This window comes from Streptomyces sp. NPDC050211, from assembly GCF_040656035.1.
In the GTDB taxonomy this organism is placed as follows: Bacteria; Actinomycetota; Actinomycetes; order Streptomycetales; family Streptomycetaceae; genus Streptomyces.
Genome location: NZ_JBFALC010000023.1, coordinates 25,009 through 51,104, shown reverse-complemented (window position 1 = coordinate 51,104; position 26,096 = coordinate 25,009). Strand labels below are relative to the sequence as shown.

Sequence of the window (26,096 nt, the reverse complement as noted above, 5' to 3'; positions counted from 1 at the left end):
ACCGGTGTTTGGCTGGATACACAGGCCGGCCGCGGGCAACGACACGACGGGGGATGCCATGGACCACATCACCGACCACCGCGAGAGCGGCCTCGACCGGACCGGCCGCCGCGACGAGGCGGTCCGTGCGGCCGTGGAGCAGGGGCTGCTCGGCCCGGACACTCCCATCGTCGGGCTTCTCGACGTCACCGGCATCCGGGAGTCGGCGGCCGAGCTGCGGGCCGCGTTCGACGCGGTCGTGGCGCCGTGGACGCCGGTGCTGCACGCCTTCGCGGTGAAGGCGACCCCGCTGGTGCCGGTGCTGCGGCTGCTGCGGGACGAGGGGATCGGCGCGGAAGTCGCGAGCCCCGGTGAGCTGGCCCTGGCGCGGGCGGCGGGGCTGTCGCCGGACCGGACGGTGCTGGACTCACCCGCGAAGACTCCGGCCGAGCTGCGCGAGGCGCTGGCGCTGGGGATCGCCGTCAACGCGGACAATCCGCAGGAGCTGGACCGTATCGACGGGCTGATGAAGTCCGCGATCAGCCGCTCACCCCTGGGGATACGGGTGAATCCGCAGGTCGGCGGGGGTTCCATCGAGGCGACGTCCACAGCGACGGCGACCTCGAAGTTCGGGGTGGCGCTACGGGACGAGGGGGCGCGGGAGTGGGTCGTACGGGCGTATGCCGTGCGCCCGTGGCTGACGCGGCTGCATGCGCACACCGGGTCGCAGGGCATTCCGCTGTCGCTGATGGCGCGGGGCACCGCGGAGACATTCGCGCTCGCGGAGGAGATCAACCGGCGGATCGGGCGGCCGCAGATCGACACGATCGACATCGGCGGCGGGCTGCCGGTGAACTTCGCCTCGGACGCGACGACGCCGACGTACGCGCAGTACGCGCGGGTGCTGCGGGAGGAGGTGCCGGGGCTGTTCGACGGGCGGTACGGGCTGGTGACCGAGTTCGGGCGGTCGTTGCTGGCCAAGCACGGGACGGTGGTGGCGCGGGTCGAGTACGCCAAGAGCGCGGGCGGGCGGCAGGTGGCGGTCACGCACGCGGGCGTGCAGGTGGCGGCGCGGACGGTGTATGCGCCGGGGTCGTGGCCGCTCAGGATCGCCGCGTACGACGGGAAGGGGCGGCCCAAGGAGGGGCCCGAGGTGGTGCAGGACGTGGCTGGTCCGGCGTGCTTCTCGGGTGATCTGCTCGCCGAGGGGCGGGCGCTGCCCCTGCTGGAGCAGGGCGACTATGCGGCGGCGCTGGACACGGGCGCGTACTACTTCGCGCACCACTACGCGTACAACTCGCTTGCCCGGCCCGGGATCTACGGCTTCGCGCCGGACGGCTCCGGGGGTGTCGCCTTCGCGACGGTGCGGGAGCCGCAGAGCATCGACGAGATCGTGGCCGAATCGGGAGGGGCGCACGCGTCCGCTCTCACCACCCTTCGCGCACCCGGGCGCCCTTGACGCACCCCGGCGGAGCAGCGGCTCAACGGCTGGGCAAACAGGGTCAGTTGACCCACCTTAGCCACTCGCCGCATGTTCCACTGGAAAATGCCAGAACCCTCACCCGCCGCTCACACGGAGCGTAGTTTCGGCGTCACTCAGCCGAACACCAGGCGGGAGGGGAGCCACGGTGCCCGGAATCGACGAGTGCTTACAGGAAGCCATGCGGCTGCCCGGTGCCCGGGGCGCCGCCCTGGTCGACTGGACCAGCGGCCTGGCCCTGGGCTCGGTCGGCGAGTCTCCCGGCGGCGACCCGGACACCACCGCCGCGGAGACGGCCGAGCTGGCCCGGCTGGCCGCCGAACACCGGGCGTTCGCGCCGGGCGACGACGCCGATGAGGCGGATCTCCCGGTCGAGGACCTGATCATCAGCAACCGGGACAGCTATCACGTGCTGCGGTTCGTGTGGACGTCCTTCGACAGCAGCGTGTTCCTGCATCTGTGGCTGGCCCGCGCGGAAGGCAACCTCGCACTGGCCCGGATCCGGCTCGGCGAGATGGCCGGACGGCTGGTGCTGGGATGACGACCGTGCGGACCTCCCCGGCCACACCGCCGCCCCGCCTGCCGGTACGGGACCGAGCGGCGGCCGACCGGCGTGCGAGGGTCGGTGTGTCGCCGATGCTGAGCCGGCTCGCCGACGAGCGCGCCACCGGCGTCCTGCTGCGCGAACGCGGCACGCTCCACCTCGCCGAGGGCCATGTGGTGCACGCCGAGAGCCCGTCCTCCCCCGGCCTCGACGCGCTGCTCACCCGGCCCGACCTCGCCGAGGGCGCCCTGGAGATCTGCCATCTGCTCGCGCTCTACGACGCCGCGTACTTCGCCCTGTCCCCCAGCAGCACACCGGGCCGCTTCCGTTACGAGGCCGCGCCCACGCCCGGCCCCGGCCGCCCGGTCCCGGTGGCCGCCGTGGAACACGAGACGCTCCGCCGGCGCGACCTCCTGCACGCCATCTGGCCCGATCCCACGACGGACGCCGATCCCCTCATCAGGGCCGACCCCGCGGACGCCCCGCCCGTCACCCCCCGGCAGCGGGCGGTCCTGACCCGGGTGGACGGCGTCCGGACGGCGACGGACATCGCACGGGAGCTGGGCCGCCCGGCGTTCCACACGCTGGTGGACATGCGGCGGTTGGCGGCGGCGGGGCTGGTGACGGCGGCCACCGCACACGGTGCCCGGGCCTCCGCGCCCGCCGAGCCGCTACCGCTGCCACCGCCCGATCCCGACATCGCCTTGCTGAAGAGAGTCAGGGATGCGCTGGAGGCCCTTTGACCGACCGAGGAGAAGAACCCTGATGGCGGCCGACCCGGCAATACTCGACGAACTCCACCGGCTCACCACCCGCGTCCCCCAGCTCACCGGCGCCCTCGCCGCCAGTGTCGACGGCCTGGTCATCGCCGCGGACACCCCCGGCTGCGAACCCGAGAGCGTCGCCGCTCTGACCGCCGCCGCGCTGGGCGTGGCCGTACGGATGACGGACGTCACCGGCCAGGGCGAGCTGCGCGAACTGCTGGTGCGCGGCGTGCAGGGCTATGTGGCGACGTACGCGGCGGGCCGCAGCGCCGTACTGACGCTGCTGGCCCGGGACGACGTGAGCGTCGGCCGCCTCCACCTGGAGGGCCGCCGCGCGGCCACCCGTATCGGAGAGCTCGTCAACGCCCGGCCCAAGACGAGGCCGGCCCCTACCAAGGCGGCGACCGGTGCCGCGCCCAAGTCCCCGCCCACCCGCACGAGAACTCCCCGCACCAACCGCACCACACCCACCACCACCGAAAGTTGAGAGGAGCCCCGACATGGCCAACACCGAGACCGCACTCAAAGAGGCCCTGACGTCCATAGAAGGCGCGACCGGCGTCGCGCTCGTCGACTACACGTCCGGCATGGCACTCGGCACGCTGGGCGGCAGCAAGAACTTCGACCTCGGCGTGGCTGCGGCCGGCAACACCGACGTCGTACGCGCCAAGATGCGCACGATGGAGCACCTCGGCCTGAAGGGCCAGCTCGAGGACATTCTGATCACGCTCTCCGACCAGTACCACCTGATCCGCCTGCTCACCGGCCGCAGCGGCAACGGCCTCTTCCTCTACCTGGTCCTGGACGCCAAACGCTCCAACCTGGCAATGGCCCGCCACCAACTGAGGAAGATCGAGCAGGACCTAGAGGTGTAACGCCCCGAAGGACCGCTCAAGCCAGCGCAGTGGCCCGGCGCCGCGCCCCACCCGGGGCCGCGTCGCCCGCCGCGATGCCGGTGCTGCGGTAGGCCTTCACGGTCTTGCCGACCGGACCCCCACCGTTACGGCCCAGCCAATCCACCCGTACCCACAACAACGCGTCCCCCGCCCGCTCGCGCCGCCCGAGCCACGCCGCCTTCAGCCACAGCCCGACCCCGCACCCGGCCAGCAGCAGCCCGCCGGCGACCGGGACGGCGAACGCGCTGCCGACGGCGGCGAGGAAGGCGAGCAGCAGCCACCACCGGTGCCCGCGCCGCCAGTTCCGTACCGTCACATGCCGGTCCTGGAGTACGTCGTGCTTGCCGGCGCGGGCGGCCGACTGGGCGAGGGCGACGTACCGCTTACGCCGGCCCCAGGCCACCACGGCCATCCCCACGATGAACAGCGCGGCCCCGGCGAGCACCCCGATCCGCCGTCCCGTCAGCCCCGGCACCAGGATCCCGATGCCTGCCGCCACCACACCCAGCCACCACATGGGTGCCGCTCCGGCCCGTACGACGACGGCCACCCGAGCCAGCCCCTGACCTCCGCGTGACACTTCCCGCCTCCTCGTCGCGTTGGCACACAGTGCTTGTCGGAGCGGGAGGTTAGCGGCACAACGTGAGACGAATCTAAGAGACGCGTCACTTCACCGCGTCACTTCACCGCGTCACTCGACGAAGAGCCCCTTCGCCGCCGCCTTCGCGTCGAACTCCTCCAGGCGGGCCTGGGCGTCGGGCAGGTCGTCGCACATCGCCTCCAGCAGCACCCGGCCCAGCAGCATCGGCGCGCAGGCGGTGTCGAAGGCGAGCCCCGTGCCGACGGCGGCGGGCAGCAGCAGGTCGGACACCTTGGCGACCGGCGCGAACGCGGAGTCGGCGACCGTGACCACCGTCAGCCCCGCCTCCTTGGCGTAGCCCAGTGTGTCCACGACCTCCCTCGGATGCCTCGGCAGCGCGAAGCACAGCAGGGCGGACGCGCCGGCCCGGACCGCCGCGTCGATCCGGTCGTGGATCATCGTGCCGCCCTCGTTGAGCAGCCGGACGTCCGGATGGACCTTGGCGGCGAAGTAGGCGAAGCCGTACGCCTGGGAGGCCGCGGCCCGCAGCCCGAGCACCGGCAGTGGGCGGGACACGGCCAGCAGCGTGCCCGCCCTCGCGACCGGCCGCGGATCGGCCAGCAGCTCGGCCAGATGCTTCAGGTTCTCGATCTCGGCCTCGACGGCCTGCTGGTACTCGTTGTACGACGCCGAGGCCCCCGTCTGTTCGGCGGGCGCGACCTCGCGCAGGTGCTTGCGCAGCGCGGGGTAGCCGTCGAAGCCGAGGGCGACCGCGAACCGGGTCACCGACGGCTGGCTGACCCCGGCCAGTTCGGCCAGCTCCACGCTGGACAGGAACGGCACCTCGGCGGCCCGCCGCACCATGCTGTGCGCGATGCGCCGCTGGGTCGGCGTCAGCCGGTGCCCCTCGAAGAGCGCCTGCAGCCGTGCGGCCGGGCTGTCGGTCACGCTCGTACTCCCCTCGGCGGTCATGACTCGCTGCCCCTCCAGATGTCCGTGAACCGGTCCAGCAGTGCGGTCGCGGCCGTCACGTCGTCCGTGAGCGGCCGGTCGGCCAGGTCGTCGTCGAGCACCGACTCGGCCAGCTCCAGCGCCCGGCCGACCGGCAGCTCGGGGTCGGGCCTGAGGTCGCGCAGGCGCAACGCCCGTACGGCGGCGACGAGTTCGCAGCCCACGACGAGACGGTACGCGCCGCACGCCCGCAGCGTCTGCCGGGCGGCGAGCGAGGCGAAGCTGGCCTGCTCCTCGACGCCCCGGGAGAGTACAGCGTGGCCGAGCGACGCGGGAGCGGAGAAGGCCCGCAGGTCACCGAGGGCGGCCGCGGCGGCGTACTCGAGGATCATCACGCCGGAGGAGGCGGGTTCGTTGTCGGCGAGGAAGGGCTTGAGGCGGGTGTAGGCGGGCTCGTTGAGGGTGGACAGGCGGGAGGTGGACAGCCTCGCCACCTGTGTGAGCGCGAGCCTGAAGTGGTCCAGGGACAGGGCGAGTTGGGCCTGGTAGAAGCCGCCGTGGTGGTAGGCGGTCATGTCCTCGGGGGAGATCAGCGGGTTCTCGGCGGCGGCGTTGATCTCGACGCCCAGCACCTCCTCCAGCGCGTCCGCCGCGTCCTGCGCGGGCCCGTGGATCTGGGGCAGGCAGCGGAATCCGTACGGGTCCTGGATCCGCCCGAGGGGAGGGGTCGGCCGGTCCGCGGCACCGAGCAACTCCCGCATCCGGCGGGCGACTTCGGAGGAACCCCGGTGCGGGCGGGCGGCGTGCACGGGGGCGGCGTACGCCTCGTACGAACCGTCGACGGCGAGCAGTGACAGCGCGCCGACGACCTGGGTGGCGCCGATCAGCCCGCGCAGTTCGTGCAGGGCGAGGGCGGCCTGGCCGAGGGTGAGGGCGTTGCTGCTGATCAGCGCGAGGGCGTCGTTGTTGTCGAGGGGCTGCGGTTCGGGGGCGCCGGAGCCGCGCCATGGGTGCTCGCCGGCCAGCGCGAGGCCGACCTGCGCGAGGGCGGCGAGGTCGCCGGTGCCGACCGAGCCGAACTCGTTCACGACCGGGTACGCGCCGCTCTCCAGCGCCTCGCACAGGGCCGTGACGACGGAGGGGCGCAGGCCCGAGCCGCCCGCCAGCAGTTGATTGGCGCGGACGGCGAGCATGGCCCGTACCTGCCGGGCCGGGAGCTCGTCGCCGATGCCGCCGGCGTGGCTGCGCAGCAGGCGGAGGCCGTGTCCGGCGGCGGCCTCGGTGGGCACGTCCTCGTTCCGGTTGGCGCCGACGCCGGTGGACCGGCCGTAGACGCGTCCGGTCGCGGCGATCTGCCGGGCGGCGTCCCAGGACTCCTCGGCGCGTTTCATGGCCTCGGTCCCGGGGACCGGCCGCGCGGCACCGTCGGCGAGGCGCACGACGTCCGCGACGCCGAGCCCGACACCGTCGAGGACGACCAGGCCGGTGTGCGCGGCCTCCGGCATGTCCACGATCCGAGACGACATAAGGCCCAAGCTCCCCTCAAGTCGGACATTCGATCTTGCCTGCCGGTCATCCGTTACCTCGGATTAACGCCCGAGCATTGACAACCTATTCAGACACAAAGAACTCTGCATGACGTTATACAGCCGGGCAAGGGACACATCATGATCCAGTTCGACGCGGTCCACAAGCGCTTCCCGAACGGCACGACAGCAGTCGACGACCTCTCCCTGGAGATGCCGGAAGGCGGCGTCACCGTGCTGGTCGGATCCTCCGGTTGCGGAAAGACGACCACCCTCCGGATGATCAACCGGATGGTCGACCCGACCTCCGGCACCATCCAGGTCGGCGGCAAGGACGTCACCCGGCAGGACGCGGCCGAACTGCGCCGCTCCATCGGGTACGTCATCCAGCAGGCCGGACTCTTCCCGCACCGCACGGTGCTCGACAACATCGCCACCGTGCCGCTCCTGCTCGGCTGGGGCCGCCGCAAGGCACGCTCCCGCGCGGCCGAGCTGCTGGAGACCGTCGGCCTCGGCGCCGACACCGGCAAGCGGTACCCGCACCAGCTCTCCGGCGGCCAGCAGCAGCGCGTCGGCGTGGCCCGCGCGCTCGCCGCCGACCCGCCCGTCCTGCTGATGGACGAGCCGTTCGGTGCGGTCGACCCCGTCGTCCGCACCCAGCTCCAGGACGAACTCCTCCGCCTCCAGCAGGAGTTGAACAAGACCATCGTCTTCGTCACCCACGACGTCGACGAGGCCGTCCGCCTCGGCGACCAGATCGCGATCTTCCGCACCGGCGGCCACCTCGTGCAGTGCGCGACCCCCGCCGAACTGCTCGCCCGCCCCGCCGACGACTTCGTGGCCGACTTCCTCGGCGCCGAGCGCGGCCTGAAGCTGCTCTCGCTGAAGACCCTCGCCGAGGTCCCGCAGGGCCCCGCACCGGAGGGCGGCGACTGGACCCTCGTACTCGACGAGGCACGCAAGCCCCTCCACTGGGCGCCGACATCGGACAAGGGCGACCGGATCCCCGTACGACCGCTGGGGGACACCGACTCCCTGCTGTCCGCACTCAACGAGTCCGTCGCCTCCCCCACCGGCCTGATCGCCCGCGTCGACGCCGACGGTGTCCTCACCGGCGTCTCGTCCCGCGACGACATCCACGAGCACGCGGGCAACGCGCACAGCGAAGCGCGAGTGGCCGCATGACCATCGACTGGTCGTGGATATCCGACCACACCGACGACCTGACCACCCTCACGGTCTCCCACCTCCAGGCGGCCCTGTCCGCGGTCTTCTTCGGCCTGCTGATCTCGCTCCCGCTCGCGGTCGTGGCCCACCGGATCCGCCCGCTGCGCGGGTTCCTGCTCGGCTTCTCGAACGTGCTGTTCACGATCCCGTCGATCGCGATCTTCGTGCTGCTGCTCCCGGTCAGCGGCCTGACCCGCACGACGACCGTCATCGGCCTGACGGTCTACACGCTGGTCGTGCTGCTGCGGAACACGGTCGAGGGGCTCGACTCCGTCCCCGCGAAGACGAAGGAGGCGGCGAAGGCGATGGGCACGCGCCCGTTGCGCACGCTCCTCACGGTCGAACTCCCCCTCGCCCTCCCCGTGATCATGGCGGGCGTACGGATCGCGACCGTCATGTCCATCTCCCTGGTCTCCGTCGCGACCTACATCGGCGACGGCGGCCTCGGCCAGCTGTTCACGGACGGCTTCCAGCGCAACTTCCCGACCCCGGTGATCGTAGGAGTGGTCCTCACACTGCTGCTCGCCGTGGTCGCGGACGCGCTCCTGGTCGCCCTCCAGTACGCCCTCACCCCGTGGAAGAGGCGGCGAGCCTGATGTACGAACTCTTCAAGGACCTCGGCAGCTGGCTGACCAGCGGCGCGCAGTGGCAGGGCTCCGACGGCATCGCCCACCGCCTCGCCGAGCACCTCCAGTACTCGCTGCTCGCGACCCTCATCGCGGCCGCGATCGGCCTCCCCCTCGGCCTGCTGATCGGCCACACCGGCAAGGGCGCCTTCGTCGCGATCAACCTCGCGTCCTTCGGCCGCGCGCTGCCGACCGTCGGCCTGGTCGTGCTGGTCTTCCTCGCCAGCGGCCTGTCCATGACCCCGGTGTACGTCGCCCTGGTCGCCCTCGCGGTCCCCGCGATCGTCACCAACACCTACGCCGGCATGACGGCCGTGGACCCCGATGTGAAGGACGCGGCGAAGGGCCAGGGCATGCGCGCCCACCAGGTTCTCTTCCAGGTGGAACTCCCCCTCGCCCTCCCCCTGATCATGACCGGCCTGCGCCTGGCGCTGATCCAGGTCGTCGCCACGGCCACCATCGCCGCGTATGTCTCCTTCGGCGGCCTGGGCCGCTACGTCTTCGACGGCCTGGCCCAGCGCGACCTCGTGCAGGTGATGGGCGGCGCGGTCCTCGTCGCCGTGATCGCCATCGGCCTCGACCTCGCCCTCTCCGGCCTCCAGCGCTTCCTTTTCCGCCACCGCACCGCCTAGGGAACCCGCAATGAATCGTCGTACGCTCCTCGGCGGCCTGTTCGCAGCAGGCTCCGTCACCGCCCTGTCCGCCTGCTCCAGCGGCGTCACCTCCCTCGACGGCCAAGGCACCACCAGCGGTGGCGGCGGCTCCAGCAAGAGCGGCATCACCATCGGCACCGCCAACTTCACCGAGAACCAGGTGCTGGGCTACCTCTACGCGGCCGTCCTGGAGTCGGCCGGCGTCAAGACGACCGTCCGCCCCAACCTCGGCACCCGCGAGATCCTCATCCCCGCGCTCAAGGGCGGCGACATCGACCTCCTCCCCGAGTACCAGGGCGCCCTGCTGCACTACCTCGACACCAAGTCGACGGCCACGGAGGAGGGCGAGATGCAGAACGCCCTCGCCATGGCCCTCCCCGCCGGCCTCCAGGTCCTGCCGTACGGCCAGGCCGAGGACTCCGACGCCTTCGCCGTCACCCAGGAGACCGCGAAGAAGTACGGCCTGACCTCCCTCGCCGACCTGAAGAAGCAGAACGGCAAGCTGGTCATCGGCGCGGCGCCCGAGGTCAAGAAGCGCGAGGTGGGTGTCGTAGGCCTGAAGGAGGTGTACGGGGTGGAGTTCAAGGAGTTCAAGTCGCTGGACTCCTCCGGTCCGCTGGTCAAGGGCGCCCTCAAGAAGGGCGACGTGGACGTGGCGAACCTCTTCACCACCGACACCGACATCGTGGCCAACGACTGGGTGGTCCTGTCCGACCCCAAGAACCTCATCCCCGGCCAGCACATCGTCCCCCTCATCGCCGACCGCAAGGCCGACTCCACCGTCCGCAAGGCGCTCGCACAGCTCGGCAACGTCCTGACCACGGCCCAGCTCACCGAGCTGAACCGCCAGGTCGACAAGGACAAGAAGGACCCGGAGGACGTGGCGAACGACTACGCCAGGCAGCACGGGCTCACCAAGTAGCCCGAGGACGAACAGGGGGGCTAACCCCAGTGCGGCCCCCGTCCGCCCTGCCTACCGTGGAGCGCATGACGGGAATGGACGCGCGGGACGCCGAAGTCAAGAAGGAACTCAACGCCACCCTGCAGGCTCGCAGGGAGCTGGGCGAGGAGTACGAGTCAGCGCTGGTCGACTCGTTCCTGGAGAAGGTCGACCAGCGCATCGACGGCGCGGTGGAGCGCCGGGTGCGCCGGCAGCTCGCCGAGCAGCAGATGGTGGTGGCCCGCGACTCCCGGTCGCCGAAGGCCAACGACTCCGACACCTTCGGCGAACGCTGGGGCTTCGGGATCGTCTCGCTGATCCTCGCGGTACCGCTGTCCGGGATCGGCGGCGGCGTCGCGGATCTGCCGGGCCTGCTCGTCGCCTGGGCGGGCATCGTCGGCGTCAACGTCGTCCAGGCCGCCCGCAACAACCCCGGCCTGTTCCGCCGGCGCCGCAAGTCCTCCCAGGACAGCGACTGGGAGGGGTGACCGCGCGGGCCCTCAGGCCTGGCGGGTCGGCAGGACCATGACCTGCCGCAGGTTGACGTGGCCCGGCCTGCTGACCGTGTACGTCACCAGGTCGGCGACCTCCTCGGACGTCAGCGAGCCCACCGCGGTGACCATCGCGTCCAGCTCCCCGGCCCGCACCGGATCGGTGACGTGGTCCCGCAGCTCGCTGTCGGTGAAGCCGGGCTCCACGTTGGTGACCCGTACGTCCCGCGGGCCGAACTCGGTGCGCAGGCACTGGGAGAGATGGGTGAGCGCGGCCTTGGTCGCCCCGTACACCGCGTAGTTCGGGAACGTCAGATGCGCGCCGACGGACGAGATGTTCACCAGGTCCGCGGTACGCCCCTCGGCAGCGACGCCGATCAGGTCCCCGGTGAACGCGCCGGTGATCCGCAGCACCCCGCTCACATTGGTGTCGATCATCCGCGTCCAGGCGGCGACGTCCCCCTGGTCGATGGGGCTCGGCACCATCACACCGGCGGAGTTGACGACCAGGTCCACGGCCCCGTACGCCCCCTGGACCCGGTCCTTGGCCGCCGCCACGGACGCGTCATCGGTGACGTCGGCGACGACCGCGAGGGCCTCGCCCCCGTCCGCCCGGATCTTCCCGGCGATCGCCTCCAGCCGCTCCCCGCGCCGGGCCAGCAGCGCGACCCGCACACCCTCCGCGGCCAGCTGCAGGGCGATGGCCTCACCGATGCCGCTGGCGGCTCCGGTCACGACGGCGGTACGGCCGTTCAAGCTCTCGTACGACATGAAGTACTCCCAGGTCGCGGCCGGGGCGTCTCCCCGGCGGCACCGACCACACTGGGCGCCCGCCGGCGCCTTACCCAGGGATGAGCTTTTCCTGGGTCTGGCAGAACCAGGTTCGCGAGCGCGCCAGCGCCTACGCTCGAAGCCATGGACGGGGAACTCGGAGATTTTCTGCGCTCGCGCCGCGCTCGTATCCAGCCCGCGGAGGTGGGGCTGCCCTCGTACGGGCGGCGCCGGGTGCCGGGGCTGCGCCGCGAGGAGGTGGCGCAGCTGGCCGGGGTGAGTGTCGACTACTACGTGCGGCTCGAACAGGGGCGGGGGCCGCATGTGTCGGACGCGGTCCTGGACGCGGTGGCGCGGGTGCTGCGGCTGGACGAGACGGAGTGCGCGTATCTGCGGACGGTGGCCCGGCCCCGCCGCTCGCGCGAACACCGCCCGCCGACGCCCCGGGTCCGGCCCGGCGTCCAGCTGATACTCGACGGCATGGAGCGCACCCCGGCCTATGTGCTGGGCCGCCATCTGGATGTCCTCGCCTGGAACGCCCTCGGCGACGCGGTCGGCGGCTTCAGCCGCGTGCCCCGCGCCGCGCGCAACCTGCCGCACCAGGTCTTTCTCGCCCCCGACGCGCACGACCGCTACCCCGACTGGCCCGCGGTCGCCGCCCAGGTGGTCGCCCATCTACGACTGGACGCCGGCCACCATCAGGGCGACCCCGACCTGTCCGCCCGGGTCGGCGAACTCTCCGTCAAGAGCGAGGACTTCCGCCGGCTGTGGGCGGACCACCAGGTCGAGGCCTGCGTATGCGGAGTGAAACGCATCCAGCACCCGGTCGCGGGCCTGCTGACCCTCCCCTACGAGACGCTGGCGGTCCAGGCGGACCCGGACCAGTCGATCGTGGTCTACACGCCGGAACCGGGTTCGGAGACGGCGGAGAGGCTGGCGCTGCTGGGGAGTTGGGCGAGCACGAACGCCCGCTGAAAAAGCTTTCGCGGGGACCGCCGCACCCCCGTTACCGGGGGGCGGGACGACGGCGGTCCCCGCGAGGGACGCGTGCCGGGTCAGGCCGGGCTTGCGCGTCCTAGGCGTCCATGGAGGTCCGGGAGCCGCTCCGGAGGTCCTTGACGCCGTTCGGCGTCGGCCGGGGCGGGGAGCCGCTCCCGCCCTGCCGACACCCACTAATGTGCCGGACCCGTGTTAAGCGGGTGCTGCGCGGACGTGACGCGCTCGTACCACTTCCGCGAAGTCCACGAAGGCCGTTGATCACCGCAAGTTCCCCACGTCCACGGTCCGTTCACCGGACGTTTCCCGCTCAGGGCCTGCCCGGCCCTACTTCCCGCCCTTGGCGAGGAAGGCCAGCAGGTCCTGTCGGCCGATCACGCCGGTCGGCTTGCCCTCGACCAGGACGATCGCCGCGTCCGCCTTGCCCAGCACGGACATCAGGTCCGCGACCGGCTCGCCGGAGCCGACCTGCGGCAGCGGCGGGGACATGTGCTTCTCCAGCGGGTCCTCCAGCGAGGCCGTCTTGGTGAACAGCGCGTCGAGCAGCTCCCGTTCGACCACGGAACCGACCACCTCGGCGGCCATCACGTCCGGGTGCCCGGCGCCCGGCTTGACGATCGGCATCTGCGAGACGCCGTACTCGCGCAGCACCTCGATTGCCTGGCCGACCGTTTCGTCCGGGTGCATATGGACGAGGTGGGGGATGGCGCCGTGCTCCTTGTCGTCGAGCACGTCGGCGACGCGGGCGCTGGGGCCCTCGTCCTCCAGGAAGCCGTAGTCGGCCATCCACTCGTCGTTGAAGATCTTGCTGAGGTAACCGCGTCCGCTGTCGGGCAGCAGGACGACCACGACATCGTCCGGCCCGAGCCGCTCGGCGACCCGCAGCGCCGCGACGACGGCCATACCGCAGGAACCGCCGACCAGCAGCCCCTCTTCCTTGGCCAGCCGCCGGGTCATCTGGAACGAGTCCTTGTCGGAGACCGCCACGATCTCGTCGGCGACCGTCCGGTCGTACGCAGTAGGCCAGAAGTCCTCACCGACGCCCTCGACGAGATACGGCCGCCCGGACCCGCCCGAGTACACGGACCCCTCCGGGTCGGCGCCGACGACCCGCACCTTGCCGTCGCTGACGTCCTTCAGATACCGCCCGGTGCCGGAGATGGTCCCGCCGGTGCCGACGCCGGTCACGAAGTGCGTGATCCGTCCCTCCGTCTGCTCCCACAGCTCGGGGCCGGTGGAGTGATAGTGCGAGAGGGGGTTGTTGGGGTTGGAGTACTGGTCGGGCTTCCACGCGCCGGGCGTCTCGCGCACGAGGCGGTCGGAGACGTTGTAGTACGAGTCGGGGTGCTCGGGGTCGACGGCGGTGGGGCATACGACCACCTCGGCGCCGTAGGCCCGCAGCACATTGATCTTGTCGGTGCTCACCTTGTCGGGGCACACGAAGATGCACTTGTACCCCTTCTGCTGGGCCACGATGGCCAGCCCCACACCGGTGTTGCCGCTGGTCGGCTCGACGATCGTGCCGCCGGGCCGCAGCTCCCCGCTCTTCTCCGCGGCCTCGATCATGCGCAGCGCGATGCGGTCCTTCACCGAGCCGCCCGGGTTGAAGTACTCCACCTTGGCCAGGACGGTGGCCCTGATGCCCTTGGTGACGTTGTTGAGCCTCACCAGCGGGGTGTTGCCGACGAGACTGATCATCGAGTCGTGGAATTGCACCGTTGTCTCCGGATGCTTGCAAAAGAAGTGGTCGTGATTGGTTCCGCCAGCCTATGACCTTCGGCTTCAGCGTGGCGGTCGTTCACTCGCCGTTGAGATTGGGCGACGCCCCGTACGGGGCAAGCAGTGGATGTACGGCAATGAGGAGGTGGCGGCTACGTATGACGAGCATGTCGAGGGCGCGGGTGGCCCGGCGGATCGCGGCCGGCGCGGCGTACGGGGGCGGTGGGATCGGCCTGGCCGGCGCCGCGGCCGTGGGGCTGCTGCTGGCGGAGGTGCAGCTGGCCAAGCGCCATGTCAACAACGGCACGTCACCCCACCCGCCGAACGCGGACGGCCGGTACGGCGACACCTACACCACCCCTGACTCACCACCCCTGCGGCTGGCGATGCTGGGCGACTCCACGGCCTCCGGCCAGGGTGTGCGCCGGGCCGGCCAGACACCGGGCGCGCTGCTCGCCTCCGGGCTCGCGGCGGTGGCGGAACGGCCCGTGGAGCTGCGGAACGTGGCACTGCCGGGGGCCTGCTCGGACGACCTGGACCGCCAGGTGACGCTGGTCCTCGCGGACCCGGCGCTCACGCCCGACGTCTGCGTGATCATGATCGGCGCGAACGACGTCACGAATCGGATGCCGCCGACGCGCTCGGTGCGTCATCTCTCGGCGGCGGTACGGCGGCTGCGCACCGCCGGCGCGGAGGTGGTCGTCGGCACCTGCCCCGACCTCGGCACGATCGAGCCGGTCCAGCAGCCGCTGCGCTGGCTGGCCCGCCGGGCGTCCCGCCAACTGGCGGCGGCCCAGACGATCGGCACCGTCGAGCAGGGCGGGCGCACGGTGTCCCTGGGCGACCTGCTGGGCCCCGAGTTCGCGGCGAATCCGCGGGAACTCTTCGGCCCCGACCACTACCACCCGTCAGCGGAGGGTTACGCCACCGCCGCCATGGCCGTCCTCCCCACGGTCTGCGCCTCCCTCGGCCTCTGGCCGGCGGAGGAGGAGCGCCCCGACGCCTCCCGCCGCGAGGGCTTCCTCCCGGTGGCCCGCGCCGCGGCCGAGGCCGCCTCGGAGGCCGGCACGGAGGTCACGGCAGCGATGCCGACGGGACCGCGGGGACCGTGGGCACTGCTGAAGCGGAGGCGGCGCCGCCGGGTGACCGTCACGGACCCGGCGCCGCAACCGTCGTAGCACCACCCAAAAAGCAAGCGCTTAGAAAATTGCGGCCCTAGTCACACCGCCGCACCCGTGACCTGGGCCATACGTACGGGTAACTTCCCAACCAGCCCTGCCCGTATATCGCTCGTACGTCAATGGAGCCGTGATGCCCGAAGCCGTGATCGTCTCGACCGCCCGCTCCCCCATCGGCCGCGCCGGCAAGGGCTCCCTCAAGGACCTGCGCCCGGACGACCTGACCGCCACGATCATCCAGGCGGCCCTCGCCAAGGTTCCCGGGCTCGACCCCAGGGACATCGACGACCTGATGCTCGGCTGTGGCCTCCCCGGCGGCGAGCAGGGCCACAACCTCGGCCGGATCGTCGCCGTGCAGATGGGCATGGACCACCTCCCCGGCTGCACGATCACCCGCTACTGCTCCTCGTCCCTCCAGACGAGCCGCATGGCCCTGCACGCCATCAAGGCCGGCGAGGGCGACGTCTTCATCTCGGCCGGCGTCGAGATGGTGTCCCGCTACGCCAACGGCTCCTCCGACATGCCCGGCGCGCGCAACCCGCTGTTCGCCGACGCCGAGGCCCGCACCGCCGCCGTAGCCGAGTCCGAGGGCTCCACCTGGCACGACCCGCGGGAGGACGGCCTCCTCCCCGACCCGTACATCGCCATGGGCCAGACCGCCGAGAACCTCGCCCGGGCGAAGGGCATCACCCGCCAGGACATGGACGAGTTCGGCGTCCGCTCGCAGAACCTCGCCGAGGAAGCCATCAAGAACGGCTTCTGGGAGCGCGAGATCACCCCGGTCACCCTCCCCGACGGCACGGTCATCAGCAAGGACGACGGCCCCCGCCCGGGCGTCACCATGGAGGGCGTGGCAGGCCTGAAGCCGGTCTTCCGCCCCGACGGCCTGGTCACCGCCGGCAACTGCTGCCCCCTGAACGACGGCGCCGCCGCGGTCGTGATCATGTCCGACACCAAGGCCCGCGAGCTCGGCCTCACGCCCCTCGCCCGCATCGTCTCCACCGGCGTCTCGGGCCTGTCCCCCGAGATCATGGGCCTCGGCCCGGTGGAGGCCAGCAAGCAGGCCCTCCAGCGCGCCGGCCTGACCATCGACGACATCGACCTGGTCGAGATCAACGAGGCGTTCGCCGCGCAGGTGATCCCCTCCTACCGCGACCTGGGCATCGACATCGACAAACTGAACATCAACGGCGGCGCCATCGCCGTGGGCCACCCCTTCGGCATGACCGGCGCCCGCATCACCACCACGCTCATCAACTCCCTCCAGTTCCACGACAAGCAGTTCGGCCTGGAGACGATGTGCGTCGGCGGCGGCCAGGGCATGGCCATGGTCATCGAGCGCCTGAGCTGAGCCCCTGAGTAGTCAACTCACGACCCAGCGTGAGACTTCGGCCCAGAACCCCTGAAACTCCAAGGTTCTGGGCCGTTTTGTGATCCAATCTCCCCCAGGATGTGACCTATCTCCCTCGCGAGAGGGATTTACGCAGCTCAGAGCCGTTTCACGACCAAACATCAGGCCCAAAGACCTGTCCCATTCGTGACGTTACGCACTGACAGCGGGATAGTCCTCCCTTCAAGCTGATGTAGGAAGTCGGGGGTCGACTTTGAACCGGGAGTACGTCAGTGAGCGCCATGCCGATCGCCTTGCTGCTCACCACGGCCGCCACAGGCGCCGTGGGCGTCGCCGTCCTGCGCACCCTCGTGGTGCTGCGCCGGCAGGTCGCGGCCCTGCACACCGAGCTGGCCGAGAGCCGCACCACCGCCCGCCCGCGCGTGCCCGCCGCACGCCCCTCCGCCGACGTCGATGAGATACGCGCCGCCGTGACCGAGGCCCTCGCCGAGGAGCGCGAGCGCGAGCTGGCCGAGGCACGCGCCTTCTGGGCCGCCCAGGAGGCCCGTGACGCCGACGCGCCGACCCTGCTGGGCCTCTCCGACAGCGAGATCTTCCTGCCCCGCCAGAGCGACTTCGCGGGCCTGGAACCGCTCGAGCCGGTCACCGAACCGGGCACGGACGCCGACGAGTACGCCGGAGACTCCCCCGAGTTGGCCGCGGCCCGCCGCCGCCACCCCTCCCACCCGGACTTCGTCCCCGTCCAGTCACCGGTCGTCAACGACCACGAGCGCACCGTAGCCACCCTCGAGGAACTCGCCGCCGACCGCGTAGAACTCACCGACGTCCGCCCCGGCCCCCTAGGCACCCTCGACGTCTACGTCTTCGCCGACGGCACCACCCTCTGCATGACCCCCGGCCACCGAGAAACAGCAGAACGCCTCGCAAAGGCCCTCACCCAAGGCAAAACCCCCACCCTCCTGGGCGGCTCAGGCATCTCAGGTGCGTACACGCTGACGTTCGAGTGCGGCGAAGAGACGGTCTACATCTTGGCGGACAGGGTCATAGCGTCCCTTTAGGGGCGCGGGGAACTGCGCGACAAGCCACAACGCACCCGCAGACGCCAACGCACCCTAGACCCCCGCCCTCTTCTGCGCCTCAACCACCATCCGCACAGCCTCCTCAACCTCACCCTCGCTCTGAAGCACAACAGCCAAGTCATGCACAGCAACGGTGATTTGATCGGCGGCGGCAAACATCCCCGCGTCCGGCATCTCCCGAGGCTCGACCTCAGGCGCCTCCACAACCTGCGCCCACCGAGCCAACTCCCGGGCCAACCCCAATGCCTCAGCGGCAGCACCCCGCTGCAGCCGACTCTGCGGAGCAGCCCGCAACCGATCGGCAAAGTGATCCACAGCTCGAGTCAAGGGCGTCGTATCAACCACGCACCGAGCCTACGCAGTCTCCCCGCACTGTTGCCAACACGCGAACGCTCAGGCACGGTGACCTGAAGGACCGGCTTACATCCCATGCGTCCGGAGGCGCCGATGTCCCACGTCCTCTCCGAGGAGACCCACCGCAACATGCTCGCCCGCATCCCGCATTGCACCGGTCGTGAAGTATCCGACTGGCTCCGCACCGTCGACGAAGGCCCCGCCCTCTTCCGCTTCGAGGAGAAGGTCAGCTGGCTCCGGCACGAACACAACCTCGCGTACGGCCACGCGAAGGCGATCATTCACGAGTACGACCTGAGGAGGGCCGCGCGCAAGTTCTTCTAGGCGCGCACAACGGAGAAGGGCCCCGAGCGAACCCGGGGCCCTTCCGCACAACCGACGTGGATCAGTCGCTGCTTCAGTCCGAAGTCAGTCGGAACTGTTGAGGATCGCGATGATCCGCAGGAACTCCATGTAGATCCAGACCAGCGTCAGCGTGAGGCCGAAGGCCGCCAGCCACGCCTCCTCACGCGGCGCTCCGTACGCGATGCCGTCCTCGACCTGCTTGAAGTCCAGGGCGAGGAAGCACGCGCCGAGCAGGATGCCGACGACACCGAAGATGATGCCGAGCGGGCCGCTGCGGAAGCCGAGGCCGTCGCCGCCGCCGAAGACGGCGAACAGCATGTTGATGACCATCAGCATGATGAAGCCGAGCGCGGCCGCCATCACGAAGCCGTAGAACCGGCGGTTGACGCGGATCCAGCCGGCCTTGTACGCCACCAGCACACTGGCGAAGACCGCCATCGTGCCGAGCACGGCCTGCATGGCCGCGCCGTCGGCGATGCGGTTGTCGACGATGCTGGACAGGACGCCGAGGAAGACACCCTCGAACGCCGCGTACGCCAGGATCAGCGCAGGCGAGGCCTTGCGCTTGAAGGCCTGGACCAGGGCCAGGACCATGCCGATCAGCGCGGCACCGATGCCGATGCCGTACGACCGACTGATGTTCGCGTCGTCGACGGGCAGCAGCGCCCAGGCGAGCGCGGCCGTGACGATCAGAACGCCGAGCGTGGTACCGGTGCGCATGATGACGTCGTCGATCGTCATGCGGCCGGTGGTGACCGGGGCCTGCGGCGGAGCGCCGTGCTGCAGGTCCTGCTGGGCGTACGGGTTCTGCGCGTAGGGGTTCTGCGCGTACGGGTTGCCGGCCTGCGGCTGCGCGTACGGGTTGCCCTGCGTGCCCACAGCTGCGCCCCCGGCCTGCGGCGCGGTGTTGAAGCCCGCGTGGCCGTTGTCGCGGCTGAACCCCCGTCGCGAGAAGACCGGGTTGCTGCTCCTCATTTCACTCCTCCATGGCCACCCTGCGTGGCTGCCTTGGCTCAAGAGTAATAGGTAGGCAAAGGATTGACCCTAGTGCTTGGGGAGGATCTTTCCCTCGTCGTGCTGCGCAACACGCTACGCGGGCGCTTGATTCCCGGCACGGGTGGGCCGCACTCATGACCAACCTGCGACATGGCCTCACCCGAACGGAAACCCGGTGTACCCCTCGGCGAGGTCCGTCTCGGCCGCCCGGGACGCCGCGATCCGCTCCAGCCGCGCCAGCTGCAGCCGGTCCTCGAAGGCGGTGGCGTCGGGGGCGGGGTGCAGCAGGGTCGTCATGTCGTAGGAGAACCGCTCGGCCTGCCACACCCGCCGTAGACACGTCTCCGAATAGGCGTCGAGCCGCTCCGCCGAACCGGTCTCCTTCTCGTACGACAGTGCCCGCGCGAAGGTGACGACGTCCCCGACGGCCAGGTTCAGCCCCTTCGCCCCGGTGGGCGGCACGATGTGCGCGGCGTCCCCGGCGAGGAAGAGCCGCCCGTGCCGCATGGGCTCATGGACGTACGACCGCATGGGCGTGACCGACTTCTGGGTGATCGGCCCGCGCTCCAGCCGCCAGTCGTCGGCGGTCTCGAAGCGCCGCTCCAGCTCGTCCCAGATCGCCGCGTCGGACCACTCCTGCGCGTCGGTGCCTTCCGGCACCTGGAGGTAGAGCCGGGACACGGACGGGGAGCGCATGGACAGAAGGGCGAAGCCGCGGTCGTGGCGGGCGTAGACCAGCTCGTCGTGGGAGGGCGGTACGTCGGCGAGGATGCCGAGCCAGCCGAAGGGGTACGTCCGTTCGAACGTGCGGGTGAGTTCGGCGGGGATCGCCTGCCGGGCCACTCCCCAGAAGCCGTCGCAGCCGACGACGTACTCACACTCCAGGACGTCCTCACGCCCCTCGTGCCGGAACCGCACCCGCGGGCTGCCGGTCTCCGCGCCCTCGACGGCCAGTGCCTCGGCGTCGAACAGCAGCGGGCCGCCCTCCTTGAGCTGGAGGGCGATGAGGTCCTTGCAGACCTCGGTCTGCGCGTACACCATCACGGACCGGCCGCCGGTCAGCTCCGGGAAGTCGACGCGGTGGCGCCTGCGGTCGAAGCGCAGCTCGATACCGTCGTGCCGCAGCCCCTCCCGGTCCATGCGCTCCCCGGCCCCGGCCGCGCGCAGCACGTCGACCGTGCCCTGCTCCAGGATCCCGGCGCGCTGCCGCTGCTCCACGTAGGCGCGGTCGCGGCTCTCCAGGACGACCGAGTCGATCCCGGCGTTGTGGAGCAGCCGGGCGAGAAGGAGCCCGGCGGGGCCGGCTCCGATGATGCCGACGGTGGTGCGCATCGATCGCTCCGTTCGTGTAGTGAATTTTTATTCACCATTTTCTGAACGCGAGTCTCCGACGGCGCAGGCACGAAGTCAAGAAGCGGCCGCGAAGGCGGCCGCGCGAAGGTCGGAAGGTGCCCGGAACCGGACTTGAACCGGTACGCCCGCGAGGGGCAGCGAGGTTTAAGCTCGCCGTGTCTGCATTCCACCATCCGGGCAGGCCATGGGCTCCGCATCGAGGTTCCGAGCCTATCGGGACGCATCCCTCGAACAGCGGACGGGCGGACCCATGTTGTCTTATTTTATTGACGCCTGAGGGTGCATCAGCACGCGGAACGCGCCATCCGCACTTGCCACCAGCCTTTCGTGCGGTGCCCGGTGGCGTATACGGAATGACGGAATTTCACCGCCCGAACGAGGGGGCTCCACCTGTTCTTGACGAGTGGCCTCCGTGTCGTTCTTCAAGCGGGCCTCGGTTCAGGGTCGAGCGTCATCCCCAGGTATGACACAACCGCCCGCGGTCCGACCGAAGTCGCCCCCCGGAACCAGAACAGCGGGTGACTACACGGCGAGGGACGGCCGGGACGATGGATGACGTCCCCAGCACATCACCGTCGTCCTCAGGAGCGCCTTCTCGTGACCACCGCATCCATCGCCGGCCGGGCCACCGCCGTGGCCGCGCGCGCCACGGATCTGTCGAAGATCTACGGACAGGGCGAGACCCAGGTGGTCGCCCTCGACCGGGTCTCCATCGAGTTCCGCCAGGCCGAGTACACCGCGATCATGGGCCCGTCCGGGTCCGGCAAGTCCACGCTGATGCACTGCGTGGCCGGCCTCGACACCTTCTCCTCCGGTTCCGTGCGCATCGGTGAGACCGAGCTGGGCTCCCTGAAGGACAAGCAGCTGACGAGGCTGCGCCGGGACAAGATCGGCTTCATCTTCCAGGCGTTCAACCTGCTGCCGACGCTGACGGCGCTGGAGAACATCACGCTGCCCATGGACATCGCCGGCCGCAAGCCGGACAAGCAGTGGCTGAACAACGTGATCGAGATGGTGGGTCTGAGGGACCGGCTGAGCCACCGCCCCACCCAGCTCTCCGGCGGCCAGCAGCAGCGCGTCGCGGTCGCCCGCGCGCTCGCCTCCCGGCCCGAGATCATCTTCGGCGACGAGCCGACCGGAAACCTCGACTCGCGCTCCGGCGCCGAGGTGCTGGGCTTTCTGCGCAACTCCGTACGGGAGTTGGGGCAGACGGTCGTGATGGTCACGCACGACCCGGTGGCCGCCGCGTACGCGGACCGGGTGGTCTTCCTCGCCGACGGCCGGATCGTCGACGAGATGTACCGGCCGACCGCGGACAACGTGCTCGACTTCATGAAGCAGTTCGACGCGAAGGGCCGCACCAGCTGATGTTCCGCACCGCCCTGCGCAACGTACTCGCGCACAAGGCCCGGCTGTTGATGACCGTGCTCGCCGTGATGCTCGGCGTCGCGTTCGTCTCCGGCACCCTGGTCTTCGCCGACACCCTCTCCAACGCCTTCCGCAACCAGTCGGCGAAGAGCTACGACGACGTCGCCGTCTCCATCACCTCGTACGCCAACACCGACGACGCCAAGGAAGAGCCCGGCCTCTCCCGCAAGACCCTCGACAAGGTCTCCGCGGTGGACGGCGTCGCCGCCGTGTCCGGCCGCGTCGATGGCTTCGCCGGGGTCGCCGACCCCGACGGGAAGCTGATCGGCGTCGGCTGGTCCAACAAGGGGTCCAACTTCGCCCCCGGCAAGGACGGCAAGGACCCCGCCTACACGTTCACCGAGGGCTCCGGCCCGGTGAAGGACGGTCAGATCGCCCTGGACAAGGAGTCCGCGGCCAAGGGCGAGTACCAGGTCGGCGACCGGGTCCGGGTCGCCACCAACGGGCCGGTGAAGGAGTTCACCCTCAGCGGTGTGTTCACCACCGAGGACGGCGCGGTGAACGCCGGCGGCAGCCTCGTCCTGTTCGACACCGCCGTCGCCCAGAAGCAGTACCTCAAGCCGGGCTACTTCGAGAGCGCCACCGTCTCCGCCGCCCCCGGCGCGACCGACACGAAGATCCTGGCCGCGGTCAAGCAGCTGCTGCCGGAGAACGCCGAGGCCGAGACCGGCCAGGCGCTCGCGGACCAGCAGGCCGAAGAGATCGAGTCGGGTCTTGGCAGTCTCAAGCAGGTCCTGCTCGGCTTCGCGGGCATCGCGCTCTTCGTCGGGATCTTCCTGATCTCCAACACCTTCACGATGCTGGTCGCCCAGCGCACCAGGGAGATCGCCCTGATGCGGGCGGTCGGTGCGTCGCGCAAGCAGATCACCCGCTCGGTACTCGCCGAGGCCGCGGTGGTGGGCCTGGTCGCCTCGCTGATCGGCTTCGTCCTCGGCGTCGGGCTCGCGGTCGGTCTGCGGTCCGGGATGGCCGCGTTCGGCATGAAGATGCCGGACGGCCCGCTGATCCTGTCCGTCACACCGGTGATCGCCGCGATCGCCGTCGGTGTGCTGCTCACGATGTTCGCCGCCTGGCTGCCCGGTCGCCGGGCCGCGAAGATCCCGCCGGTGGCGGCCATGAACAGCCTCCACGCGGTGGCCACCACCAAGTCGCTGGTGCTGCGCAACTCCATCGGTACGGCCATCACCGGCCTCGGCGCGGCCGCGATCGTGGCGGGTGCCTCGACCGGCGGCAGCGACGGCCGGATGTACATCGGGGTGGGCGCGTTCTTCGCGCTGGTCGGTGTGATCATCCTGATCCCGCTGCTGTCCCGGCCCGTGATCGCGCTCGTCCGTCCGCTGCTCGTCGGCCCGTTCGGGGTGGCCGGCAAGCTGGCCGGCCAGAACGCGGTCCGCAACCCGCGCCGCACCGGAGCCACCGCCTCGGCGCTGGCGATCGGACTGACGCTGGTGACCGGCCTGTCGGTGCTCGGTGTCACGGTCGGCACGGCCATCGACAAGATGACCACGGACAACATCAAGGCCGACTACATGGTCTCGATGGCGAACGGCCAGGACCTCGACCAGTCCGCACTGACGGCGCTGGAGAAGGCCAAGGGCGTCTCGGCGGTCTCTCCGCAGCAGGACGTCGGCCTCATGGTCGGTGCCGACGACTGGGTGTCCGCTTCGGGGGTCACCCCGGGCGCCATCCAGCACGTCCTGAACGTCGACGTCGTCAGCGGCGACATCGACTCGCTCGCCAAGGGTCAGATCGCGGTCGCCGAGAAGACGGCCAAGAGCAAGGGCTGGAAGACCGGCGACAGGGTCAACGTCACCTACACCGACGAGAAGAAGGCCACGCTGACGGTCGGCGCCGTCTACAAGGACAGCGAGTTCCTCTCCCCCGTGCTCATCGACACCAAGGTCGTGAACCCGCACGAGGTGAGGCCGTACATCCCGCAGATCTTCGTGAAGACGGACGGCGGCGCGACCGCGGCGAACGAGCAGGTCCTCACCGACGCGCTGGGCGACAACCCCGCGATCACGATCATGGACCAGCAGGACATCCGCAACGAGTTCGGCGGCGCCATCAACACCCTGCTGAACATCATGTACGGCCTGCTGGCGATGGCCCTGATCATCGCCGTGCTGGGCGTCGTCAACACGCTCGCGATGTCGGTCTTCGAACGGCAGCAGGAGATCGGCATGCTGCGGGCGATCGGTCTCGACCGGCGACGGGTGAAGCGGATGGTCCGGCTGGAGGCCGTGGTCATCTCGGTGTTCGGCGCGGTCATCGGCATCGGTCTCGGCTCGTTCCTCGGCTGGGCGATCGGCGAGACCATCGCAGAAGAGATCCCGGGCTACGCGCTGGTCCTGCCCTGGGACCGGATCGGGATCTTCCTGGTGCTGGCCGGACTGGTCGGCGTCCTGGCCGCCCTGTGGCCGGCCCGCAACGCCGCGAGGCTGAACATGCTCAACGCGATCAAGACGGAATAGCCGTACGAGCACAAGGGCCCCGCTCCCGGGAGGGAGCGGGGCCCTTGGCGTTTCAGGCCCAGATGCGGGAGCGCAGCGGCATCCCCGAGTCACCCGATGCGGGTGTGCGGACGGCCAGCACCTGGTTGACGCCGATGCGGTTGTGCTCGAAGGACAGCGCGCAGGCCGCCATGTACAGCAGCCAGACGCGGGCGCGGCCCGGGCTGGTGAGCCGTACCGCATGGGCCCAGTCGGCCTGCAGATTGGCGACCCAGCGGCGCAGGGTGAGGGCGTAGTGCTCGCGGATCGCCTCGACGTCCCGCACCTCGAACTGCGCTCGCTCCAGCTGGGTCACCGTGGTGCCGATGGGGGCGAGTTCGCCGTCGGGGAAGACGTAGGAGTCGATGAAATCGTCCACGCTGTACGTCGACTCGTCGCGCTGCGGGCGGCGGGCGATCTGGTGGTTGAGCAGCCGTCCGCCGGGCTTGAGCAGGGCGTACAGGGTGCGGGCGTACTCCAGGTAGCGGGCGGAGCCGACGTGTTCGGCCATGCCGATGGAGGAGATCGCGTCGTACGGCTCGTCGGCGACGTCCCGGTAGTCCTGCACCCGGATCTCCACCTTGTCCGTCAGCCCCTCGCCCGCGACGCGCTTACGGGCGTACGCGGCCTGCTCGTGGGACAGGGTGATGCCGACGACGCTCACGCCGTGCTCACGGGCGGCGTGGATGGCCATGGAACCCCAGCCGCAGCCGACGTCGAGCAGCCGCTGACCGGGCGTCAGGGCGAGCTTGCGGCAGATGAGTTCGAGCTTGTCGCGCTGGGCGTCCTCCAGCGTCCCGGCGTCCTCCCAGTAGGCGCACGAGTAGACCATGGACGGGCCGAGGACGATCTCGTAGAAGTCGTTGCCGACGTCGTAGTGGTGGCTGATGGCGCGTCTGTCGCTGCGCTTGGTGTGGAGGTGGGCGCGACCGCGGCGGACCTCCTCGCGGGGCGGGGCGGGCGGCAGCGCGGGTCCGCCGAGCTTCACCAGTCCGCGTACGGCGGCCCGCACCTCGGGGTCGCGCAGCGCCTGGACGAGGGTCCGGTCGTCCTCCCCGCGCTCCCAGATGAACCCGGACATCAGGTCGAGGGCGGTGTAGAGGTCACCGTCGATGTCCAGGTCACCGGCGACCCAGGCACGGGCGAGGCCCAGTTCGCCCGGCTTCCACAGCAGCCGGCGCACGGCGCGGCGATTGCGTACGACGAGGGTCGGCGCACCCGGCGGCCCCGCCTGCGAACCGTCCCAGGCGCGGATGCGCACCGGGAGCGGGGCTCCCAGCATCTGTTCGACGAGGCTCTTCAGCCGCTGTGCGGCGTCTGGCATGGCGCACACCTCCATGACGGGGATCCCGGAATGTCCCCACACCACGTAAACAA

The 26,096-nt window shown here is 70.5% G+C and carries 26 protein-coding genes and 1 tRNA gene; 17 read left to right on the top strand and 10 right to left on the bottom strand.

Annotation, left to right across the window (positions count from 1 at the left end; translation table 11 throughout):
• Positions 1 to 58: 58 nt before the first annotated feature.
• The 5 genes from AB0I98_RS23090 to AB0I98_RS23070 all read left to right on the top strand — a co-directional run bounded on the left by AB0I98_RS23090 (position 59) and on the right by AB0I98_RS23070 (position 3,642).
• Entirely contained in the window at positions 59 to 1,438 is a 1,380-nt protein-coding gene (locus AB0I98_RS23090) for a diaminopimelate decarboxylase (RefSeq protein ID WP_362944590.1), read from the top strand.
• A gap of 169 nt (positions 1,439 to 1,607) precedes the next feature.
• Positions 1,608 to 2,000, top strand: coding sequence for a hypothetical protein (locus tag AB0I98_RS23085; protein ID WP_362944588.1), 393 nt, complete (start codon positions 1,608 to 1,610; stop codon positions 1,998 to 2,000).
• Entirely contained in the window at positions 1,997 to 2,746 is a 750-nt protein-coding gene (locus tag AB0I98_RS23080) for a transcriptional regulator (protein ID WP_362944586.1), read from the top strand. Before AB0I98_RS23085 ends, AB0I98_RS23080 begins: the two co-directional genes overlap by 4 nt.
• Before the next feature lie 22 nt (positions 2,747 to 2,768).
• Complete coding sequence (locus tag AB0I98_RS23075) at positions 2,769 to 3,254, top strand: roadblock/LC7 domain-containing protein (RefSeq protein WP_362944584.1); 486 nt, start codon at positions 2,769 to 2,771, stop codon at positions 3,252 to 3,254.
• Positions 3,255 to 3,267: 13 nt separating this feature from the next.
• On the top strand, positions 3,268 to 3,642 hold the full coding sequence (locus AB0I98_RS23070) for a hypothetical protein (RefSeq protein WP_362944582.1): 375 nt from the start codon (positions 3,268 to 3,270) through the stop codon (positions 3,640 to 3,642).
• 16 nt (positions 3,643 to 3,658) lie between these two features.
• On the opposite strand, the gene AB0I98_RS23065 is transcribed toward AB0I98_RS23070, so the two are convergent.
• From AB0I98_RS23065 to AB0I98_RS23055, 3 genes are all read right to left on the bottom strand, one after another.
• Positions 3,659 to 4,243, bottom strand: a complete 585-nt coding sequence (locus AB0I98_RS23065; protein ID WP_362944580.1) for a hypothetical protein — start codon at positions 4,241 to 4,243, stop codon at positions 3,659 to 3,661.
• A gap of 111 nt (positions 4,244 to 4,354) precedes the next feature.
• Complete coding sequence (locus AB0I98_RS23060; RefSeq protein ID WP_362944578.1) at positions 4,355 to 5,215, bottom strand: MurR/RpiR family transcriptional regulator; 861 nt, start codon at positions 5,213 to 5,215, stop codon at positions 4,355 to 4,357.
• Entirely contained in the window at positions 5,212 to 6,720 is a 1,509-nt protein-coding gene (locus AB0I98_RS23055; protein ID WP_362944576.1) for an aromatic amino acid ammonia-lyase, read from the bottom strand. The genes AB0I98_RS23060 and AB0I98_RS23055 overlap by 4 nt, the downstream gene beginning before the upstream one ends.
• A gap of 141 nt (positions 6,721 to 6,861) precedes the next feature.
• On the opposite strand from AB0I98_RS23055, the gene AB0I98_RS23050 reads away from it, so the two are divergent.
• From AB0I98_RS23050 to AB0I98_RS23030, 5 genes are all read left to right on the top strand, one after another.
• Positions 6,862 to 7,905 (top strand): ATP-binding cassette domain-containing protein, encoded by a 1,044-nt coding sequence (locus AB0I98_RS23050; RefSeq protein WP_362944574.1) that lies wholly within the window; start codon positions 6,862 to 6,864, stop codon positions 7,903 to 7,905.
• On the top strand, positions 7,902 to 8,543 hold the full coding sequence (locus tag AB0I98_RS23045; protein ID WP_362944572.1) for an ABC transporter permease: 642 nt from the start codon (positions 7,902 to 7,904) through the stop codon (positions 8,541 to 8,543). Before AB0I98_RS23050 ends, AB0I98_RS23045 begins: the two co-directional genes overlap by 4 nt.
• Entirely contained in the window at positions 8,543 to 9,205 is a 663-nt protein-coding gene (locus AB0I98_RS23040; protein WP_362944708.1) for an ABC transporter permease, read from the top strand. Before AB0I98_RS23045 ends, AB0I98_RS23040 begins: the two co-directional genes overlap by 1 nt.
• Positions 9,206 to 9,215: 10 nt before the next feature.
• Positions 9,216 to 10,148, top strand: coding sequence for an ABC transporter substrate-binding protein (locus AB0I98_RS23035; RefSeq protein WP_362944570.1), 933 nt, complete (start codon positions 9,216 to 9,218; stop codon positions 10,146 to 10,148).
• A 74-nt stretch (positions 10,149 to 10,222) separates the two neighbouring features.
• On the top strand, positions 10,223 to 10,654 hold the full coding sequence (locus AB0I98_RS23030) for a hypothetical protein (RefSeq protein WP_362944706.1): 432 nt from the start codon (positions 10,223 to 10,225) through the stop codon (positions 10,652 to 10,654).
• A 12-nt stretch (positions 10,655 to 10,666) separates the two neighbouring features.
• Here the strand turns inward: AB0I98_RS23030 and AB0I98_RS23025 are convergent, their stop codons facing one another.
• Positions 10,667 to 11,428, bottom strand: a complete 762-nt coding sequence (locus AB0I98_RS23025) for an SDR family oxidoreductase (protein ID WP_362944568.1) — start codon at positions 11,426 to 11,428, stop codon at positions 10,667 to 10,669.
• Positions 11,429 to 11,572: 144 nt separating this feature from the next.
• Here AB0I98_RS23025 and AB0I98_RS23020 point away from each other — a divergent pair, with 144 nt between their 5' ends.
• On the top strand, positions 11,573 to 12,403 hold the full coding sequence (locus AB0I98_RS23020) for a helix-turn-helix transcriptional regulator (protein WP_362944566.1): 831 nt from the start codon (positions 11,573 to 11,575) through the stop codon (positions 12,401 to 12,403).
• Between the two features lie 348 nt (positions 12,404 to 12,751).
• On the opposite strand, the gene AB0I98_RS23015 is transcribed toward AB0I98_RS23020, so the two are convergent.
• Positions 12,752 to 14,140 (bottom strand): cystathionine beta-synthase, encoded by a 1,389-nt coding sequence (locus AB0I98_RS23015; protein WP_301981601.1) that lies wholly within the window; start codon positions 14,138 to 14,140, stop codon positions 12,752 to 12,754.
• Positions 14,141 to 14,301: 161 nt separating this feature from the next.
• Between AB0I98_RS23015 and AB0I98_RS23010 the strand changes: the two genes are divergently transcribed.
• The 3 genes from AB0I98_RS23010 to AB0I98_RS23000 all read left to right on the top strand — a co-directional run bounded on the left by AB0I98_RS23010 (position 14,302) and on the right by AB0I98_RS23000 (position 17,730).
• A complete protein-coding gene (locus AB0I98_RS23010; RefSeq protein ID WP_362944564.1) occupies positions 14,302 to 15,321 on the top strand; it encodes an SGNH/GDSL hydrolase family protein in 1,020 nt (339 codons plus the stop codon).
• A gap of 133 nt (positions 15,322 to 15,454) precedes the next feature.
• The gene (locus tag AB0I98_RS23005) at positions 15,455 to 16,672 is read left to right on the top strand and encodes an acetyl-CoA C-acetyltransferase (protein WP_362944562.1); all 1,218 of its coding nucleotides are present in this window, start codon (positions 15,455 to 15,457) and stop codon (positions 16,670 to 16,672) included.
• A 281-nt stretch (positions 16,673 to 16,953) separates the two neighbouring features.
• Positions 16,954 to 17,730, top strand: coding sequence for a hypothetical protein (locus tag AB0I98_RS23000; RefSeq protein ID WP_362944704.1), 777 nt, complete (start codon positions 16,954 to 16,956; stop codon positions 17,728 to 17,730).
• Between the two features lie 54 nt (positions 17,731 to 17,784).
• On the opposite strand, the gene AB0I98_RS22995 is transcribed toward AB0I98_RS23000, so the two are convergent.
• A complete protein-coding gene (locus AB0I98_RS22995) occupies positions 17,785 to 18,096 on the bottom strand; it encodes a hypothetical protein (RefSeq protein ID WP_362944560.1) in 312 nt (103 codons plus the stop codon).
• Positions 18,097 to 18,198: 102 nt separating this feature from the next.
• On the opposite strand from AB0I98_RS22995, the gene AB0I98_RS22990 reads away from it, so the two are divergent.
• Complete coding sequence (locus tag AB0I98_RS22990; protein WP_210576407.1) at positions 18,199 to 18,429, top strand: DUF4287 domain-containing protein; 231 nt, start codon at positions 18,199 to 18,201, stop codon at positions 18,427 to 18,429.
• A gap of 84 nt (positions 18,430 to 18,513) precedes the next feature.
• On the opposite strand, the gene AB0I98_RS22985 is transcribed toward AB0I98_RS22990, so the two are convergent.
• The 3 genes from AB0I98_RS22985 to AB0I98_RS22975 form a co-directional block, all read right to left on the bottom strand.
• Entirely contained in the window at positions 18,514 to 19,425 is a 912-nt protein-coding gene (locus AB0I98_RS22985) for a Bax inhibitor-1/YccA family protein (RefSeq protein WP_362944558.1), read from the bottom strand.
• Between the two features lie 177 nt (positions 19,426 to 19,602).
• Positions 19,603 to 20,778, bottom strand: a complete 1,176-nt coding sequence (locus tag AB0I98_RS22980; protein WP_362944556.1) for a 4-hydroxybenzoate 3-monooxygenase — start codon at positions 20,776 to 20,778, stop codon at positions 19,603 to 19,605.
• Positions 20,779 to 20,895: 117 nt separating this feature from the next.
• Positions 20,896 to 20,978: transfer RNA gene (locus AB0I98_RS22975), tRNA-Leu, on the bottom strand.
• A gap of 418 nt (positions 20,979 to 21,396) precedes the next feature.
• Between AB0I98_RS22975 and AB0I98_RS22970 the strand changes: the two genes are divergently transcribed.
• Together AB0I98_RS22970 and AB0I98_RS22965 are read left to right on the top strand one after the other, a co-directional pair.
• The gene (locus AB0I98_RS22970) at positions 21,397 to 22,167 is read left to right on the top strand and encodes an ABC transporter ATP-binding protein (RefSeq protein WP_362944554.1); all 771 of its coding nucleotides are present in this window, start codon (positions 21,397 to 21,399) and stop codon (positions 22,165 to 22,167) included.
• The gene (locus tag AB0I98_RS22965; RefSeq protein WP_362944553.1) at positions 22,167 to 24,701 is read left to right on the top strand and encodes an FtsX-like permease family protein; all 2,535 of its coding nucleotides are present in this window, start codon (positions 22,167 to 22,169) and stop codon (positions 24,699 to 24,701) included. The genes AB0I98_RS22970 and AB0I98_RS22965 overlap by 1 nt, the downstream gene beginning before the upstream one ends.
• A gap of 52 nt (positions 24,702 to 24,753) precedes the next feature.
• On the opposite strand, the gene AB0I98_RS22960 is transcribed toward AB0I98_RS22965, so the two are convergent.
• Positions 24,754 to 26,043 carry a cyclopropane-fatty-acyl-phospholipid synthase family protein gene (locus tag AB0I98_RS22960; RefSeq protein ID WP_362944551.1) on the bottom strand — a complete coding sequence of 430 codons (1,290 nt, stop codon included), beginning with the start codon at positions 26,041 to 26,043 and terminating at the stop codon, positions 24,754 to 24,756.
• Positions 26,044 to 26,096: the final 53 nt, after the last annotated feature.

Coding starts and splice junctions, on each gene's coding strand:
- AB0I98_RS23055 (WP_362944576.1), bottom strand. CDS start 6,720: ATGTCGTCTCGGATCGTGGACATGCCGGAGGCCGCGCACACCGGCCTG.
- AB0I98_RS23005 (WP_362944562.1), top strand. CDS start 15,455: ATGCCCGAAGCCGTGATCGTCTCGACCGCCCGCTCCCCCATCGGCCGC.
- AB0I98_RS23000 (WP_362944704.1), top strand. CDS start 16,954: ATGCCGATCGCCTTGCTGCTCACCACGGCCGCCACAGGCGCCGTGGGC.
- AB0I98_RS23050 (WP_362944574.1), top strand. CDS start 6,862: ATGATCCAGTTCGACGCGGTCCACAAGCGCTTCCCGAACGGCACGACA.
- AB0I98_RS23045 (WP_362944572.1), top strand. CDS start 7,902: ATGACCATCGACTGGTCGTGGATATCCGACCACACCGACGACCTGACC.
- AB0I98_RS23010 (WP_362944564.1), top strand. CDS start 14,302: ATGACGAGCATGTCGAGGGCGCGGGTGGCCCGGCGGATCGCGGCCGGC.
- AB0I98_RS23035 (WP_362944570.1), top strand. CDS start 9,216: ATGAATCGTCGTACGCTCCTCGGCGGCCTGTTCGCAGCAGGCTCCGTC.
- AB0I98_RS22980 (WP_362944556.1), bottom strand. CDS start 20,778: ATGCGCACCACCGTCGGCATCATCGGAGCCGGCCCCGCCGGGCTCCTT.
- AB0I98_RS22985 (WP_362944558.1), bottom strand. CDS start 19,425: ATGAGGAGCAGCAACCCGGTCTTCTCGCGACGGGGGTTCAGCCGCGAC.
- AB0I98_RS23030 (WP_362944706.1), top strand. CDS start 10,223: ATGGACGCGCGGGACGCCGAAGTCAAGAAGGAACTCAACGCCACCCTG.
- AB0I98_RS23080 (WP_362944586.1), top strand. CDS start 1,997: ATGACGACCGTGCGGACCTCCCCGGCCACACCGCCGCCCCGCCTGCCG.
- AB0I98_RS22990 (WP_210576407.1), top strand. CDS start 18,199: ATGTCCCACGTCCTCTCCGAGGAGACCCACCGCAACATGCTCGCCCGC.
- AB0I98_RS23060 (WP_362944578.1), bottom strand. CDS start 5,215: ATGACCGCCGAGGGGAGTACGAGCGTGACCGACAGCCCGGCCGCACGG.
- AB0I98_RS23070 (WP_362944582.1), top strand. CDS start 3,268: ATGGCCAACACCGAGACCGCACTCAAAGAGGCCCTGACGTCCATAGAA.
- AB0I98_RS23075 (WP_362944584.1), top strand. CDS start 2,769: ATGGCGGCCGACCCGGCAATACTCGACGAACTCCACCGGCTCACCACC.
- AB0I98_RS22965 (WP_362944553.1), top strand. CDS start 22,167: ATGTTCCGCACCGCCCTGCGCAACGTACTCGCGCACAAGGCCCGGCTG.
- AB0I98_RS22960 (WP_362944551.1), bottom strand. CDS start 26,043: ATGCCAGACGCCGCACAGCGGCTGAAGAGCCTCGTCGAACAGATGCTG.
- AB0I98_RS23040 (WP_362944708.1), top strand. CDS start 8,543: ATGTACGAACTCTTCAAGGACCTCGGCAGCTGGCTGACCAGCGGCGCG.
- AB0I98_RS23025 (WP_362944568.1), bottom strand. CDS start 11,428: ATGTCGTACGAGAGCTTGAACGGCCGTACCGCCGTCGTGACCGGAGCC.
- AB0I98_RS23020 (WP_362944566.1), top strand. CDS start 11,573: ATGGACGGGGAACTCGGAGATTTTCTGCGCTCGCGCCGCGCTCGTATC.
- AB0I98_RS23090 (WP_362944590.1), top strand. CDS start 59: ATGGACCACATCACCGACCACCGCGAGAGCGGCCTCGACCGGACCGGC.